This window comes from Methanocaldococcus jannaschii DSM 2661 (assembly GCF_000091665.1).
Lineage (GTDB): Archaea > AGJL01 > Methanococci > Methanococcales > Methanocaldococcaceae > Methanocaldococcus > Methanocaldococcus jannaschii.
Window position 1 is genome coordinate 1,371,574 of sequence record NC_000909.1, and the last position, 16,051, is coordinate 1,387,624.

Sequence of the window (16,051 nt, forward strand, 5' to 3'; positions counted from 1 at the left end):
AAAAATCCTTTGAACTAATTAATAAATTCTAAATGCTCTTATTTTCAAATTTCAAACATATTCAACAAGACAATCCATCAACCAAACAACAAAATTAAAAATCCTAAAAATCTTAATAATTATAAGCACACATAATATATAAACATTAAATGTTTGTTAAAAACATTTAAAATGAAAGAGGCACAAATTATAAATTAGTTACAACATTCTTTTTATTTGGTGGAATCATGTTCATAGATGGGAAGTGGATAAATAGGGAAGATATGGATGTTATTAACCCATATTCATTAGAAGTTATTAAAAAAATCCCTGCGTTAAGTAGGGAAGAAGCTAAAGAAGCTATAGATACGGCTGAAAAGTATAAAGAAGTTATGAAAAATCTCCCCATAACTAAAAGATACAACATCTTAATGAATATTGCCAAACAAATTAAAGAAAAGAAGGAAGAACTTGCCAAAATATTGGCTATAGATGCAGGAAAACCAATAAAACAGGCAAGAGTAGAGGTTGAAAGAAGTATTGGAACATTTAAATTAGCTGCTTTCTATGTTAAAGAGCATAGAGATGAGGTAATCCCTTCAGATGATAGATTAATTTTTACAAGGAGAGAACCAGTTGGAATAGTTGGGGCTATAACACCCTTCAATTTCCCTCTAAATTTATCAGCTCATAAAATAGCCCCAGCTATAGCCACTGGGAATGTTATAGTTCATCATCCATCATCAAAAGCTCCTCTTGTTTGTATAGAGTTGGCTAAAATCATAGAAAATGCTTTGAAGAAATATAATGTTCCACTGGGAGTTTATAATTTGCTAACTGGAGCTGGAGAGGTTGTAGGAGATGAGATAGTTGTTAATGAGAAGGTTAATATGATATCCTTCACAGGCAGTTCAAAGGTTGGAGAATTAATTACTAAAAAAGCTGGCTTTAAAAAAATTGCCTTGGAATTGGGAGGGGTTAATCCAAATATCGTTTTAAAAGATGCTGATTTAAATAAAGCAGTTAATGCATTAATAAAAGGCAGTTTTATATATGCTGGACAGGTTTGCATCTCTGTAGGGATGATTTTAGTTGATGAGAGTATAGCAGATAAGTTCATAGAGATGTTTGTAAATAAGGCAAAAGTACTTAACGTAGGAAACCCATTAGATGAGAAAACTGATGTAGGACCTTTAATAAGTGTTGAACATGCAGAATGGGTTGAAAAAGTTGTAGAAAAAGCTATAGATGAAGGAGGTAAGTTATTATTAGGAGGAAAGAGAGATAAAGCTCTATTCTATCCAACAATATTGGAAGTTGATAGAGACAATATTTTATGCAAAACTGAAACATTTGCCCCAGTAATTCCTATAATTAGAACTAATGAGGAAGAGATGATTGATATAGCCAACAGCACTGAATATGGGTTGCATTCAGCTATATTCACAAACGATATAAATAAATCCTTAAAATTTGCTGAAAACTTGGAGTTTGGGGGAGTAGTTATAAATGATTCATCATTGTTTAGGCAGGATAATATGCCATTTGGAGGAGTTAAGAAGAGTGGCTTAGGTAGGGAAGGAGTTAAATATGCAATGGAAGAGATGAGCAATATAAAGACAATAATAATCTCAAAATAATCTGGTGAAACTATGGCTAAGGTAATTGTAAATGGAAAGGAAAAGGTTGGAGAAACTTTAAGAGAGGTTATAAAGGATGAATACTATAATGAGGGAGCGAATATCGTAATAATAAAAGGAGTTAAAAGAGAAGCTGAAAAAATACCAAAGAAGTTTTTAATTAAAACAACTAAGGGGAATATAACAATAGCAATAACTGAAAATAATGAGACAGCAAAATTCTTTATAAATAATTATAAAGACTTTGTAAAGAAGCTCAGATGGGTTAGTGGAATGGATGTAGCATTTGGTTCAACGACAATTGACTTAGAAATCTCAACAGAACCAAAAGAGTTTAAAAAATGGGATGTTGTTTTGAGTATATCTGGTTTAGATAAAGATGAGGGGCATATTGTATTCATAAAGAAAAAAACTGAGGGAGTTTATGGATTAAAAGACCCAAAGATTGGTATTGTTGTTGGAGGTAAGTGGGTTATTGATAGATTGGAGGTTGGAGATAAAATTATTGACATAGAGCCAATTAGAGAGGAGAAAGAGGCAGTTGATTACTTAGTAACAACTGATTTAGATTTAAAATTAGAAGATGGCTGGAGAATCTTTACTTATTTCACAGCTGAGTTTGATGGAACTCCTTCAGCAGTAGAGCATTGTTTAGCTTTAATGGAGGATGGAATATTTGAGATAACTGAAAACACAAATACTTACGTTGCTGATTGCAGACTGCAGACATTAAAAATTGAGGAAGGAAATTTAATTGATAGGGAGAGAGGATTTATAACTGTCAGAAACTATGGAGTTGGAGAAGGTAAAGTTTATATCTACAGAGAAAGTAGGAGTTCATCTTTATCTCACACAGTTGTTGGAAGGGTTAAGGAAGGAATAGAGCTTATTGACTTTTCTGATTCTGGAGTTTTGTCTGTAAAANCAGTTCCTGAGAGGTTGTGTGCTATTGGTCTAACTATAGAGGAAGCTGAAGAGATGTTTAAAAAATACAATATAGAAGTTGAGAAAGAGGGAGATTTAGAAAATGCAATTGTTGTTGAACAGGAGCCAGAATATACCTTAGATGTATTAAAGGAAAAGAAAGTTAAAATTAGAGGATTGGATAAGAACAAAATAATCGTTATAGAGTTGTTTGAAGATAAAGCTCCAATTACAGCATGGTATTTCAGAAAAACTACTGGATTAACAACAAAGAGAGTTGGAAAGCTTCATGTATATTTCAAACATAAGGATATTGTAATGTTTAAAGGGAATCCTGAGTATGCTAAAGGCTTGTTGCCTGAAAACATCCCAACGGATAAAGTTGAACCCTGCTCTATTGGAGTAACAAACATGGTTAGTAGGTATAAGGGAATGATTGGGGTTAGATTGGGAGAGAGTGATAAATTCGGTCCTACTGGAGAAAGCTTTGAAAAAACAAATATTGTTGGAGGAATAGTTGAAAATGCAGAGTATTTAAAAAATGTAAAAACTGGAGATGATGTTTATGTATTGCTAAAAAAGTAATTCTTTAATTTTTTTAATTTTATTATCCATCTTCTTCAACAACAACCGCAGTTCCATAGATGCCAACCATTATCATGTCTCCTTTTTCTCCAACCATTGCATAATTTGAGTTAATCCCAATAATTGCATTAGCTCCTAATTTCTTTGCATTATCTACCATTCTAATTAGGGCAGTATCCTCCGACTCCCTTAATGCCCTTTCATACGCATCTTTAACATCTTCATAATACTTAACAGTAACATAAACTGATGCAACCCCATGCACAAAGCCCAAATATTTGATTATCTTTTTTCCTTCAATATAAGGAGTTGTGGTAGTTATCATCCCACCCACCCAAAAACAAATAAGTTAATAAAACTAAATAATGATGTTAATAACCTATGTTAGTTATATATACTTAAATCTTCTGGTATTGAGAAGTCAAAATCTTTGTTGATATCTTTAATCTCCGTTTCTATAACTATAACTCCATCTAAGTTTCCTTTACTTGAAGTTCCATACAATTTTCCTTTTTTAATAACTTTTATTGGAGTTCCATACTTATCTAATATAATAACTACTTCCTCTTCAGAGATTTTTAGATTTATTCCTGGGATTTTTATCCCTCTGTAGAAGAAAGGATTTAATTGTTTTTCAGCATTTTCATCCTTTAACCTTATAATATAATGATTGTTTTCTTCCTCAATTTTTATGTCATTTTTTTCAATTAAGTCTTTTATATAAGCTAATATATTCCACGTGTGATTGCTTAAATCATTATTTGTTATTTTCTGCCATTTTCCCTCTAATTTTATAAACGTTCCTTCCTCATTTACATAAAAAGGAATTGTCTCATTCCTACCATTAAAGTATCTAACTGTATAATAAACATGTATAATCCCTTTTGATAACTTTCCATCACTGTATCCGTCAATATCCATTTTCATATTAACCTTATTTATTGCTGGATTTGAAACACTAAGGTTTATAAACACTTTTGCGTTATAAGAAAATGTGTTAATTTCATCAATCTTTTTAATTATCTCTTCCTTACTTATCTCTTTATTTAAACAACCGCTGAATGTTATAGTTAATAAAACCAAAAATATTGCCCACCTCATAGGTGACACCTTAAAGAGAATACATAATAAATATATTACAACTGATGTATTTAAATCTTTATATCAAAATGAAGGGTGAAACTAATGGAATTAACACCATGGGAAACTCCAGCAGTTATTGATTACAAAAAGACGATGGAGCAGTTTGGAGTTAAGCCAATAGTTGATGTTTTAGGAGATTTGAAAGAGGAACATCATTTCTTCAGGAGGAATATTATATTGGGGCATAGGGATTTTGAGAGAATAGTTGATGCAATAAAAAATAACAAAGAGTTTGCAGTTGTTAGTGGAATGATGCCTTCTGGTAAAATGCATTTTGGGCATAAAATGGTGGTAGATTTATTAAAGTTTTATCAAAAATACACTGACAATATAAACATCCCAATAGCTGATTTAGAGGCATATTGGGCAAGAAACATGAGCTTTGAAACAACAAAAGAACTTGCTTTAAATGAGTATATAACCAACTACATAGCTCTTGGCTTAGACCCAGAAAAAATTAATGTGTATTTACAATCAAAATATCAAAAGGTTAAAGATTTGGCTTTAATTTTATCTAAAAGAACAAATTGGAGTGAGATGAAGGCAATTTATGGATTTAAAGGAGAAACAAACATTGGACACGTCTTTGCCCCAATAGTTCAAGTTGCTGATATTTTACATCCTCAACTTGATGAGAACTTAAGTCCAGAACCAAAACCCGTTGTTGTTCCAGTAGGAATTGACCAAGACCCGCATATAAGATTAACAAGAGATATTGCAAATAGAGCTAAGGAGTTTAAGTTTATTCCTCCATCTTCAACCTATCACAGATTTATGACTGGATTGTTAGGAGGAAAAATGAGTTCTTCAAAGCCAGAGACAGCAATATTTTTGACTGATGATGAAAAAACTGTTAAAAAGAAAATATTCTCAGCAAAAACTGGGGGAAGAGAGACTTTAGAAGAGCATAAGAAGTATGGGGGAGTTCCAGAGGAATGTGTTGTTTATGAGTTGTTTTTATATCACTTAATCTTAGATGATAAGGAATTAGCTGAAATATATCAAAAATGTAGAAGTGGAGAACTAACTTGTGGTAAATGCAAAAAAATGGCTTATGAAAGAGTTGTAGAGTTTTTAAAAGATTTGAAGGAGAAGAGAGAGCAAGCAAAGGAAATTGCTGTAAAAATCTTGGAAGGAAAGTATTAAAATTTCTTTTTTCTCTCTTTTAACAATTCAACAACAAAATCTTTCTTTTTAATAGCTTCATCACATGCTCTCCTAACTTTCTCCTTCATCTCCTCAAAATCTCCAGGTTTTCTCTCACCAACAACCTTTTTAACTGGCGTATATGCGGATTCTCTAAACATTGGTTTTAATGGGATTTTTTTATTTCCATCAACTAAATAACTCTCCTCTCCCTCCTCAACATATCCAACTTCTATAGCTCCAGTAACCTTTTTTATATCATCAGCATACTCTTCAGGGCAGATAATCATTAAAGAATCTGTTGAAACTCCTAATGGGTCTATATTCAATACCTCAAGCATCTCTAAAACCTTTGGATTGATTGTTTTATAAACCTTCTCTTTATCAAATATTAAAGAGACCTTAGCTGTTTTTGAAATTTCATAAGCATCTCCTCTTAAACCGCCATTTGTGACATCTGTCATTGCGTGAATCTTTTTAATTAAACCGCTTCTAATCAAATTCTGACATGCCTTTATAAAATCCACATTTAAAGTTTCATAAATCACGTCAAACCATCCATAATACAGGGCAGTTGTTGTTATCGTCCCTCCTCCACTACCCTCTGTCATCAAAATAACATCTCCAACTTCAGCGTTTCTTCTTGCTGTTGGTTCTCCCTCTTTAATAACTCCTATTGCACCAACAGCACTAACCAACCTATCTCCAATTACCATATCCCCTCCAACTCTCAGCGTGCTTCCTCCTATTAAAGGAACATTAACAGCCTCAGAAACAGCACAAATTCCAGCTGTGAAGTCAAATATCTTCCCTACATCTCCATCATCAGCTAAATGCACATCACTAATTAAAGCAACCGCCTCAGCTCCCATGACATAGATATCTCTTAAAGCAGCTCTTGTTACATGAAAACCTCCTAAAAATGGGAAATCACTAAGCCTTGAGTGAGTTCCATCTATTGCCGCAACTATGTATTTAGCATCAGCTCTAACAATCCCTGCATCATCTTGCTCTTCAGCTGAAACATAGGCTTTAACTTTAGTGCTTTTAACAATCCTTGCTATTTCTCTATGAACAAAGAAATCTCCTTCTCCTCTACTACCAACTCCCATTCTTCCCATTGTTACTCCAGATTTTGGATATTTTAGTAGAGTTTTTAAATTCTCATCATCAATCTCTCTAAATTTTTCAGTTGTCTTTACCTCCTCTAAAATTGCCTTTATAAACTTTTTTGCAAACTCCTCATCTACATCTTCTTTAATCTCTAAAATTCTCTTAAACCCATCCTCAATAATCTTATTTTCTGGGATTTTTTTTCTTAGGCATCTTCTAACATATCCTTCTAAATCCATCATATCACCATAACTAAAAATTATAAATATAAGATTATGATATTATGATAAGGCATCTTCCTTTTAATAGTAACTAAAAATTTAAAAGATTTATATATGTCAATATATTTACAGAGATTTTTATAAGGTGTTAATATGTTTTCAATAAAATTTAAAACTACTGAGGAATTGCCAGAACCATCACCAAGGTTAATTGACCAAGTTATTGGACAAGAGGAAGCTGTAAAAATTGTTTTGTCTGCTGTAAAAAATAAGAGAAATGTTATTTTATTAGGAGACCCTGGAGTAGGAAAATCAATGATAGTTAAAGCAGTTGGAGAAATTTTATCTGATTTTGGTGAATTTACTCCTTATTATGTAATTGCAAAACCAAATTTAAAGAATATGGAGAGACCAATAGTTGAGGTTATAGATGGAGAGTATAAAGAAGACTCAAAAGACATGCCAAAATTGGATTTTAAAGCTCCAAGCTCAACAACTTTACTTCTAATAATGATTGGTGCTATACTACTGTCAGAATATCTTTTAAAATATTTACCACAAAATTACTTACTGGCAGCTGTAACCATAACTGCTCTAATAGTTTTAATCTTTGGATTTGTAATTATTTTAACAAGCATAATGGGGGCTTCAAGGGCTTCAATGCCAAATAATCTAAATCCAATGGATTTAAAGCCAGTCCTCTTATATGAATGTAAAAAAAGACCTCTTGTAAGAGCAAGTGCTTACAACGTAACAAGGTTGTTAGGGGATATAAAACACTGTCCATTAGGTGGAAGACCTCCATTAGGAACTCCTCCACATAAGAGGATTATATTAGGAGCTATTCACGAGGCACACAGAGGAATTTTATACGTTGATGAAATAAAAACAATGCCTTTGGAAGTTCAGGACTACATTTTAACTGCTCTACAAGATAAACAACTTCCAATAAGTGGGAGAAATCCAAATTCAAGTGGAGCCACTGTAGAAACAAACCCAATACCATGTGACTTCATCCTAATAATGTCTGGAAACATGGATGATGTTTATAATTTGAGAGCTCCACTGTTGGATAGGATTGACTATAAGATAGTTTTAAAGAATAAAATGGACAACACCCTAGAAAATAGGGATAAGTTATTACAGTTTATAGTTCAAGAGATAAAGAACAACAACTTAAACCCAATGACTTACGATGGATGTTGTGAAGTTGTCAGAATTGCTCAATACTTGGCAGGTTCAAAGGATAAATTAACTTTAAGGTTAAGATTGCTTGCAAATATTATAAAAATGGCAAATGATGTAGCTATGGGTAAAGATGTTGAAGAATTATTGGGCAATTTTGATGATAAGGGAGAATATCATCCAGAAACTCAAAAAGATAAAAGTAACAAGGTATATATAACTGCAGAACACGTGAGAAAGGTATTTGATACTGGAATTTACAGTATGGAAAAACAGGTGGCATTAAACTACATCAAAAACTTCAAGAGATACAAGCATATTGTGCCAAATGATGAACCAAAGGTTGGAGTTATATACGGCTTAGCTGTATTAGGAGCTGGAGGAATAGGGGATGTAACAAAGATTATTGTTCAAATATTAGAATCAAAAAACCCAGGAACTCATCTATTAAATATTTCTGGAGATATTGCAAAGCATTCAATAACTTTAGCTTCAGCATTGTCAAAAAAATTAGTAGCTGAGAAGAAACTTCCTCTACCTAAGAAAGATATTGACTTAAATAATAAAGAGATATATATCCAATTCAGTCAGTCATATTCAAAGATTGATGGGGATAGTGCTACAGCTGCAGTTTGTTTAGCTATAATATCTGCTTTATTAGACATTCCATTAAAACAGGACTTTGCAATAACTGGAAGCTTAGATTTAAGTGGGAATGTTTTAGCTATTGGAGGAGTTAATGAGAAGATAGAGGCAGCTAAGAGATACGGGTTTAAGAGGGTTATTATTCCAGAGGCAAACATGATAGATGTTATTGAAACAGAGGGAATAGAGATTATTCCTGTAAAAACCTTGGATGAGATAGTTCCTCTTGTATTTGATTTGGATAATAGGGGGGGGGCAGAAAGATTTAACTAATAAAATATTAGATGAAATAAAGAAATTATATGAGCAACTTGATGAGATTAAAGATAAAAATATCAACTCTTCCAATGTTCAATTAAACGAATTTATGAGGCAAAATGTAAATATGTTAAAAGAGCTAAATCAAAAAATTGATAAATATCTTGAAAATAATAATGAAATTTTAAAAGAAATGGAGAAATATGTTAAAGAAGACATAGAACATAAAAATAGAATGGAAAGAAAATTAAAACAAATATCTATGCTATTACTCATAGTAATAATTGCAATAGGTCTTACAATTAGCTATATGGTAATATTAAATAATGAATATTTATCTACCCAGCTTTTTAATTATATACAAATAGCTATTCAATATTTAAAATCACTATTATCTAATTATTAACTTAATATTTAAATAAGGGCTACTATGGATGAAAAGGAAATAGAGGAGAGGTTTGAAGTATTGAGTAAAAAAATTTTAGAATTAGAGAAGAGAGTAGATGCAAAACTAAAAGAAAATGAGAAAAAATTAGATGAAAAAACTAATAAAATATTAAAACAAGAGGCGTTGTTAGCTTTAGGAATATACATAAAAACCATGGAGGATTTAAAAAGAAACCTAAAAATAATCCGCATTAATATCATAATCTTAGGGATTTTAATTGTATTTCTTTATATAACGGTTATAATCTTGATGTTGAAACTAATAAAAATATTTTAAGTGAGATTATGGACAAAAAGCAATTTATTAAAATATGTAGAAAATTGTATGATAGGAAATATGTTGTAGGTAGTGGAGGCAATGTATCAGTTAAAGAGGGGGATAAAATATATCTGACTCCAACTGGCTCTATTTTAGGGTTTTTAAAGGAAGATGATATAGCTGAAATGGATTTGGATGGTAATGTTATAAAAGGAAAACCTACATCAGAAAAAAATCTCCACTTAATGATTTATAGAAAAAGAAATGACATAAACGCAATAATCCACACTCATTCACTTATATCAACTTTTTTATCGACAATAAACAAAGAAATAGAACTTTTAACACCAGAAGGAAAAATATTTTTGAAGAAAATTGGTTATGTTGATTACTATGAGGCAGGTAGTTTAAAATTAGCTGAAGAAACAGCAAAAAGAGATGAGGACGTTATTATATTAAAAAATCATGGAGTAGTTTGTTTAGGTAAAGATTTGATAGATGCATATATAAAAGTGGAGGTTTTAGAAGAACAAGCTAAACTTACACTTTTAAACCTTCTTGTAAAGAAATAGTGGGGATTTTTAAATTTATTTAACTCTTTCTAATTCACTAACAATACTCCAAATTTGTGTTCTTGTGTGAAGTGGCATGTTTGGGTCGTTGCTAATCTCATCTAAGATGTGGATTGCTGTTGCACTTCTAACGATTGGCTCCTCCCCCTCTTTTAAAACAGCTTCTTTAGCCTTTTCAGCAGCAGCTCTAATGTTTCTTGGAACGGTTGTATCGTTAATTATCTCATCCAACATCAAAGCAACTCCTTTTAATATTTCCTCAGGTGTTTTCTCACTCGCTGCACTACCAAATACCATAACTCTCACCTCCAAACAAAGCATTATATAATATATTTAAAAGAGAATTATTTAAAATTAGTATTAATATTATTGTTTATGGGTTTTAACTATTTATTACTTTAGGAGATATTTAGGTTTATCGGTGAAATTTATGTGTGGTATCATTGGCTATATAGGTAATGATAAAGCTCCAAAAATCTTATTAAATGGATTAAGAAGGTTGGAATATAGAGGATATGATAGCTGTGGAATTGGAGTTGTTGATAATAATAAACTAATTATTAAAAAGAATGTGGGCAAAGTTGAAGAGGTTGCTAAAAAAGAGAGATTTTTGGATATTGATGGAAATATTGGGATAGGGCATTGTTTGCATCCAGATACTTATGTTATATTGCCAGATGGAAGAATGAAAAAGATTTCTGAAATTGATGAAGATGAGGTTTTATCAGTTAATTTTGAAGATTTAAAGCTATATAATAAAAAAATCAAAAAGTTTAAACATAAAGCACCAAAGATATTATATAAGATAAAAACTGCCTTTTCTGAACTTATTACAACTGGAGAACATAAATTGTTTGTTGTAGAGAATGGAAAGATAGTTGAGAAGTGTGTTAAAGATTTGAATGGAAGTGAGTTAATTGGTGTAGTGAGGAAGTTAAATTATAGCTTTAATGATAATGTTGAGTTTAAGGATGTATATGTTGAAAGGCATTATAAGTTAGATGAAACAATAAGAAATAAACTAAGAAAAGTTAGAGAAAAATTAGGACTAACAAGAAAAGACGTTGAAAAATTATGTGGAGTTAAAGAAATATATATTGTAAAAATTGAAACTGGAAAATTAGAGAGTATTGAAGAAGAGAGATTAAAGAAATTATGTTCTCTTTATGGTATCAACTTTGAAGAGATTATATATAGGGATAACTTACATTACACAAATCCTGTTAAATTTCCAAAAACTCCTACTCCAGAATTAATGCAGATTATTGGTTATATTATTGGAGATGGGCATTTCCCTTCAAATAGGATGTTGAGATTGAAGGATGAAAGAAAAGAAGTTTTAGAGGAATATAATCAACTATTTAAAACTGTCTTTAACTTAGAAGGGAATATCAAAAAAGGAGATGGCAATTATTATATATTAGAGATAAACAGCAAATACCTGATTGATTGGTTCAGAGAAAACATTCCAGAGTTATTTAATAAAACCGGTAATGAGAGAACTCCAGAATTTGTATTTAGATTAAATAATGATTTGGTTGCATCATATTTAAGAGGAATATTTGATGCAGAAGGTTATATAAGAGCTGAGGCTAAGCAAATTGGTATAGGAATGACTTCCAAATGCTTTATAAAAGAGATTCAGTTCTTGTTGTTGAGATTTGGAATTTTAGCATCATATTCAAAAATTAAAAGAAAAGAGGAAAATTGGAACAATACTCATAAGCTTCTTATAAGTGATAAAAAATCCTTTGAATTATTTAAAAAATACATTGGTTTTACTGCAAAGGACAAAATGGAGAAATTAGAGGCTATATTAAACAAAATGAAAGGACTTAACTTTAGATATATTTCAATTCCTTTAACTAAAAAAGAGATTAGGGAATTTGTAGGAGTTCCATTAAAAACAATAAAAAATGGAGATAACTATTGCACCGATTACACAATAGAAAAGATTATTGAAGAACTAAACAGTAAAGGACTATATGATAAAGCAGAGTATTTAAAAAGATTTTTAGACGCTGATATAGTTTGGACAAAATTTAAAATTGAAGAGGTTGAATCTGATGTTGAATATGTCTATGATTTAGAGGTTGAGGACTATCATAATTTCATTGGGAATTTAATAATTAATCATAATTCAAGATGGGCAACACACGGAAATGTATGCAAAGAAAACGCTCATCCCCATACTGACTGCAAAGAAGAGATTGCAGTAGTTCATAATGGAATCATCTCTAACTACAAAGAGTTAAAAGATGAATTAATGAAGAAGGGGCATAAATTTAAATCAGAAACTGATACTGAAGTTGTCCCTCACTTAATTGAAGAAGAATTAAAAAAATTTAAAGAAATTAATGAAGAAAATTACATAAAAGCCGTTAAAAATGCAATTAAAAAATTAAAAGGAACTTATGCATTAGTTATAATAAATAAAAATTTCCCAAACCTATTAATTGGGGCAAGAAATGAAAGTCCCCTAATATTGGGAATTAATGATGACGGCTATTTTTTAGGGAGTGATATAACTGCCTTTTTAGATTACACAAATAAAGCAATTCCATTAGAGGATGGAGATGTTGTTGTAATTAAAAAGAAAGAAAATGGATATGAAGTAACTATAGAAAATAATGGAAATACTGTTGAAAGAGAGATGATGGAAATCAATTGGGATATAAGTTCTGCTGAAAAGATGGGTTATCCTCACTTCATGCTAAAAGAAATTATGGAACAGCCAGAGGTTTTAAAAGTCTCTGCCAAAATATCCGCTGAAGAAATTAAAGAATTGGCAAAATGTATAAAAGATTATGATAGGGTTTATTTTGTAGCCATGGGAACCTCCTTACATGCGGCAATGGTTGTAGAGTATTTGTTTGCAAAGCTTGGAAAGCTGGTTATAGCTTGTGATGCATCTGAATTTTTAAATAAAGGGGTTGTTGATGATAAAACCTTAGTTATAGGGATTACACAAAGTGGAGAAACCTACGATACTTTAAAGGCATTGAGATTTGCTAAGAAAAATAAGGCAAAAACTGGAGCTATAGTTAATGTTTTGGGAAGCACAGCTACAAGAGAGGCGGATATAACCGTTATGATGGGAGCAGGGATAGAGATAGCTGTCTGTGCTACTAAAACTTACACATCCCAGTTAATGATACTGTATAGGTTGTTTATTGAATATGGAAAGCTTTTAGGTAGAGATATGAGTGAATATGAGAAAGAGATTGATAAAATTCCGAATTATATAAAGGAGGTTTTAGATAAAAAAGAAACAATTAAAGAAATAGCCAACAATCTAAAAGTAAATAACTACATATTCATCTCTAAAGGAATAAATATTGCAAGTGCATTGGAAGGAGCCTTAAAATTTAAAGAAATAACTTATTTACATGCTGAGGGGATGAGTGGGGGACTGTTAAAGCATGGAACTATCTCCCTAATTGATGAAAATATGGATACTGTAGCAATAGTTCCTCCAAGGGATTCTGCAGTATTTAACTCAATATTATCAAATATAGAAGAGGTTAAAGCAAGAGGGGGAAAAGTTATAGCCATAACTCCAACTGAAATAGATGGAGCTGAAAATATATTAGTTCCAGAGGTAATTGAAGAGATTTCTCCAATTGTTTATGCTCCAGCCTTCCAGTTGTTAGCTTATTATAAGGCAGTTGAATTGGGAAGAGATGTTGATAAACCAAGAGGTTTAGCTAAGAGCGTTACTGTTGAATAAGTTTTTAGAATTTTATTGAATGAATTTTTATAACCCTTTCTTATTCTTAGTACTTAAGCTCCAAAGTTAATATATAAACTGTGAAATCCTTATGAGGTTGTTAAGTTAGCGATTTCATCCAGTTATAGAACATTATGAAGCTTTTTACTCAACTAACAACCGTATCGAATTTACCATTACTTGGAAATCTATTTAAAACCTCTTTAATCTTGTGATAATAAATTCTAATCGATTCGTGACTTATGTCTTCGAATTGGGAGAGGAATAAACTTACCTTCCTTAACGATAATCCGAGGTAGTATAAAAGCCCTGCTAAGATTTTAACCTCTATCGATTCCTATTCCTTTTAAAAAGCTTCCTCTCTACGATTTTCTCCTTTATAACTTCTATCATGAGCCTCATATTTTATTATTTTTTTATCAACAATATCTCCTTTCCAAATCCTAAAGATAGAGAAAATCCAAAAATAATCAATACAAATGAAAATAACTCAAAAATCCATGAAATAATTTCTAAAATCAAAAATGGAAATTTTTTCAGGAATCTCATATGAGATTTTTCTTTCATTCTTATCTTCTATTTACTCACCAAAATTAACCATAGATGAAGCAAAATAAGGATTAGCTACAGCATGATTGTGTAAATAACCAGCCAAAACTTTACCATTAAAAATCCCATCTAAGTTATTGATAATTCCTCTCCCCCTTTCTATTTTATAGGCAAATCTCTCCTCTTTTATATTGACAAGCTTTGAGTAATGGAACTCATGCCCTTTAAACTTTAATCCCTTTCTTCCAATTAAACAATCCTCTAAAAACTCAGCTTTAACATAGCTAAGTCCTTGAACGTGCTTTGTCATAACAGCTGAGCAGTTTAATAAACCAACCATTGGAACATTATCAATCGATTTTGTTATATACATCAAGCCCCCACATTCTCCATAGATATAGCCGTCAAACTCTTTAATGCTTTCAATCATCTCTTTATTTCTGCTTAATTCTTCTTTAAACAGCTCTGGATAACCTCCTCCTATATACAAAATATCTGCATCTGGAACTTCACTATCTTTTAATGGGCTGAAAAATTCTATCTTAGCTTTATTTTCTTTTAAAGCTTCAAAGTTATCCCAATAATAAAAATTAAATGCCTTATCATAGGCAACAGCTATTTTTTTGTAATTTTCATTAACCTCCCATAAAAACACATCATCAACCTCTTCAAAATCCTCATCAGCTATCTCCACAATCTTATCTAAATCCAAATATTTTTCAACCAACTCCCCCCATAACACTATCTTACTCTCTATCTCCTTTAAGTTTTCTGGAGTAGGGACTAAACCAAGATGCCTTCCTTCAACTTTAAAATCTTCATTCCTTGGGATAAAGCCAATTATTTCAATATCTGGAAGATAATAACTCATTGCATCTTTTAATTTTTTTATGTGGTTTTCACTTCTAACAAAATTGAAAATAACTCCTTTAATTTTCACATTATCAAAACTCATAAAACCTTTTATTATTGCTATTGCACTTCTTGTTAAGCTCTTTGCATTCACAAGCAGGATTATAGGGCTATCTAAAGCCTTGGCAACGCTTGCTGTGCTTCCAATATCATCTATTGCAGATATTCCCTCATAAAGCCCTCTAACTCCCTCAATAACACTTATATCCTTATCTTTTGAATGTTTTTGAAAAAGATATTTTATTTGTTCTTTATTCATAAAAAAAGAATCTAAATTCCTTGATTTATTTCCAGTGGCTATCGTGTGATATGTTGGGTCTATATAGTCAGGCCCAACTTTATAGCCTTGAACGTTATATTTTTTTGATAATGCCTTCATAATTCCAGTAGAGATAACTGTCTTTCCAACTTCACTTGATGTTCCGGCAATCACAACTCTTTTCATAATCATCTCCTACTTTTTATGTGTAAAATAACCTTTTCATAATATGATAGGATGTTAAAAAAGGTTTATACGTTGTGAATTATAAACATTGCCATATACATTTTTTGCAGTGATATTGATGATTGGCTTATCAAATCTTGAAGTTGAAGAAAGATTAAAAATATATGGATACAAGGAACTTAAAGAAAAGAAAAAATTACTCTTTAAATTTAAAAGAATGGATTATTTGTTTGGTGAGGGCATTTTCAACGTCTATCTTTATGGAAATAATAAAATTATTCATGAAAAAGAAGGTTAA

General features: G+C 31.2%; 14 protein-coding genes and 1 pseudogene. 9 read left to right on the top strand and 6 right to left on the bottom strand.

Features of this window, described 5'->3' with window-relative positions; genetic code table 11:
• The first annotated feature begins 227 nt into the window (after window positions 1-227).
• Complete coding sequence (locus MJ_RS07545; RefSeq protein ID WP_010870928.1) at window positions 228-1,619, top strand: lactaldehyde dehydrogenase; 1,392 nt, start codon at window positions 228-230, stop codon at window positions 1,617-1,619.
• A 12-nt stretch (window positions 1,620-1,631) separates the two neighbouring features.
• Entirely contained in the window at window positions 1,632-3,128 is a 1,497-nt protein-coding gene (mmp3, locus tag MJ_RS07550) for a methyl-coenzyme M reductase-associated protein Mmp3 (RefSeq protein WP_010870929.1), read from the top strand.
• Window positions 3,129-3,150: 22 nt separating this feature from the next.
• Here the strand turns inward: mmp3 and MJ_RS07555 are convergent, their stop codons facing one another.
• Both MJ_RS07555 and MJ_RS07560 read right to left on the bottom strand, forming a co-directional pair.
• On the bottom strand, window positions 3,151-3,453 hold the full coding sequence (locus MJ_RS07555; RefSeq protein ID WP_064496821.1) for a heavy metal-binding domain-containing protein: 303 nt from the start codon (window positions 3,451-3,453) through the stop codon (window positions 3,151-3,153).
• Window positions 3,454-3,512: 59 nt separating this feature from the next.
• Window positions 3,513-4,229 carry a DUF6612 family protein gene (locus MJ_RS07560; protein WP_244409408.1) on the bottom strand — a complete coding sequence of 239 codons (717 nt, stop codon included), beginning with the start codon at window positions 4,227-4,229 and terminating at the stop codon, window positions 3,513-3,515.
• A gap of 84 nt (window positions 4,230-4,313) precedes the next feature.
• On the opposite strand from MJ_RS07560, the gene MJ_RS07565 reads away from it, so the two are divergent.
• Entirely contained in the window at window positions 4,314-5,417 is a 1,104-nt protein-coding gene (locus MJ_RS07565; protein ID WP_064496822.1) for a tryptophan--tRNA ligase, read from the top strand.
• Here MJ_RS07565 and MJ_RS07570 read toward each other — a convergent pair.
• On the bottom strand, window positions 5,414-6,769 hold the full coding sequence (locus MJ_RS07570; RefSeq protein ID WP_064496823.1) for an AIR synthase-related protein: 1,356 nt from the start codon (window positions 6,767-6,769) through the stop codon (window positions 5,414-5,416). The two genes, MJ_RS07565 and MJ_RS07570, sit on opposite strands and share 4 nt — an antisense overlap.
• Window positions 6,770-6,904: 135 nt before the next feature.
• Between MJ_RS07570 and lonB the strand changes: the two genes are divergently transcribed.
• The 4 genes from lonB to fucA are packed head-to-tail and all read left to right on the top strand — an operon-like array spanning window position 6,905 to window position 10,117.
• Window positions 6,905-8,854, top strand: a complete 1,950-nt coding sequence (lonB, locus tag MJ_RS07575; protein ID WP_010870934.1) for an ATP-dependent protease LonB — start codon at window positions 6,905-6,907, stop codon at window positions 8,852-8,854.
• Window positions 8,814-9,245, top strand: a complete 432-nt coding sequence (locus tag MJ_RS07580; protein ID WP_162484767.1) for a hypothetical protein — start codon at window positions 8,814-8,816, stop codon at window positions 9,243-9,245. The genes lonB and MJ_RS07580 overlap by 41 nt, the downstream gene beginning before the upstream one ends.
• Window positions 9,246-9,269: 24 nt before the next feature.
• Entirely contained in the window at window positions 9,270-9,563 is a 294-nt protein-coding gene (locus tag MJ_RS07585) for a hypothetical protein (protein ID WP_064496824.1), read from the top strand.
• Between the two features lie 8 nt (window positions 9,564-9,571).
• Window positions 9,572-10,117, top strand: a complete 546-nt coding sequence (fucA, locus tag MJ_RS07590) for an L-fuculose phosphate aldolase (protein WP_010870936.1) — start codon at window positions 9,572-9,574, stop codon at window positions 10,115-10,117.
• Window positions 10,118-10,132: 15 nt separating this feature from the next.
• Here the strand turns inward: fucA and MJ_RS07595 are convergent, their stop codons facing one another.
• On the bottom strand, window positions 10,133-10,414 hold the full coding sequence (locus MJ_RS07595) for a UPF0147 family protein (protein WP_012980461.1): 282 nt from the start codon (window positions 10,412-10,414) through the stop codon (window positions 10,133-10,135).
• A gap of 133 nt (window positions 10,415-10,547) precedes the next feature.
• Between MJ_RS07595 and glmS the strand changes: the two genes are divergently transcribed.
• Window positions 10,548-13,847, top strand: coding sequence for a glutamine--fructose-6-phosphate transaminase (isomerizing) (gene glmS / locus MJ_RS09375; RefSeq protein WP_083774552.1), 3,300 nt, complete (start codon window positions 10,548-10,550; stop codon window positions 13,845-13,847).
• Between the two features lie 190 nt (window positions 13,848-14,037).
• Here the strand turns inward: glmS and MJ_RS09380 are convergent.
• Together MJ_RS09380 and cfbB are read right to left on the bottom strand one after the other, a co-directional pair.
• Window positions 14,038-14,249 (bottom strand): annotated as a pseudogene (locus MJ_RS09380) (IS6 family transposase); the annotation flags it as partial.
• Window positions 14,250-14,427: 178 nt separating this feature from the next.
• Entirely contained in the window at window positions 14,428-15,753 is a 1,326-nt protein-coding gene (gene cfbB, locus MJ_RS07605) for a Ni-sirohydrochlorin a,c-diamide synthase (RefSeq protein WP_064496825.1), read from the bottom strand.
• 118 nt (window positions 15,754-15,871) lie between these two features.
• Here cfbB and MJ_RS07610 point away from each other — a divergent pair, with 118 nt between their 5' ends.
• The gene (locus tag MJ_RS07610; protein WP_064496826.1) at window positions 15,872-16,051 is read left to right on the top strand and encodes a hypothetical protein; all 180 of its coding nucleotides are present in this window, start codon (window positions 15,872-15,874) and stop codon (window positions 16,049-16,051) included.

Bases quoted from the DNA above. Each gene is read 5' to 3' on its own strand.
- MJ_RS07570 (WP_064496823.1), bottom strand. From the start codon at position 6,769: ATGGATTTAGAAGGATATGTTAGAAGATGCCTAAGAAAAAAAATCCCA.
- glmS (WP_083774552.1), top strand. From the start codon at position 10,548: ATGTGTGGTATCATTGGCTATATAGGTAATGATAAAGCTCCAAAAATC.
- MJ_RS07610 (WP_064496826.1), top strand. From the start codon at position 15,872: ATGATTGGCTTATCAAATCTTGAAGTTGAAGAAAGATTAAAAATATAT.
- fucA (WP_010870936.1), top strand. From the start codon at position 9,572: ATGGACAAAAAGCAATTTATTAAAATATGTAGAAAATTGTATGATAGG.
- MJ_RS07545 (WP_010870928.1), top strand. From the start codon at position 228: ATGTTCATAGATGGGAAGTGGATAAATAGGGAAGATATGGATGTTATT.
- MJ_RS07555 (WP_064496821.1), bottom strand. From the start codon at position 3,453: ATGATAACTACCACAACTCCTTATATTGAAGGAAAAAAGATAATCAAA.
- lonB (WP_010870934.1), top strand. From the start codon at position 6,905: ATGTTTTCAATAAAATTTAAAACTACTGAGGAATTGCCAGAACCATCA.
- cfbB (WP_064496825.1), bottom strand. From the start codon at position 15,753: ATGAAAAGAGTTGTGATTGCCGGAACATCAAGTGAAGTTGGAAAGACA.
- MJ_RS07595 (WP_012980461.1), bottom strand. From the start codon at position 10,414: ATGGTATTTGGTAGTGCAGCGAGTGAGAAAACACCTGAGGAAATATTA.
- MJ_RS07585 (WP_064496824.1), top strand. From the start codon at position 9,270: ATGGATGAAAAGGAAATAGAGGAGAGGTTTGAAGTATTGAGTAAAAAA.
- MJ_RS07565 (WP_064496822.1), top strand. From the start codon at position 4,314: ATGGAATTAACACCATGGGAAACTCCAGCAGTTATTGATTACAAAAAG.
- MJ_RS07560 (WP_244409408.1), bottom strand. From the start codon at position 4,229: ATGAGGTGGGCAATATTTTTGGTTTTATTAACTATAACATTCAGCGGT.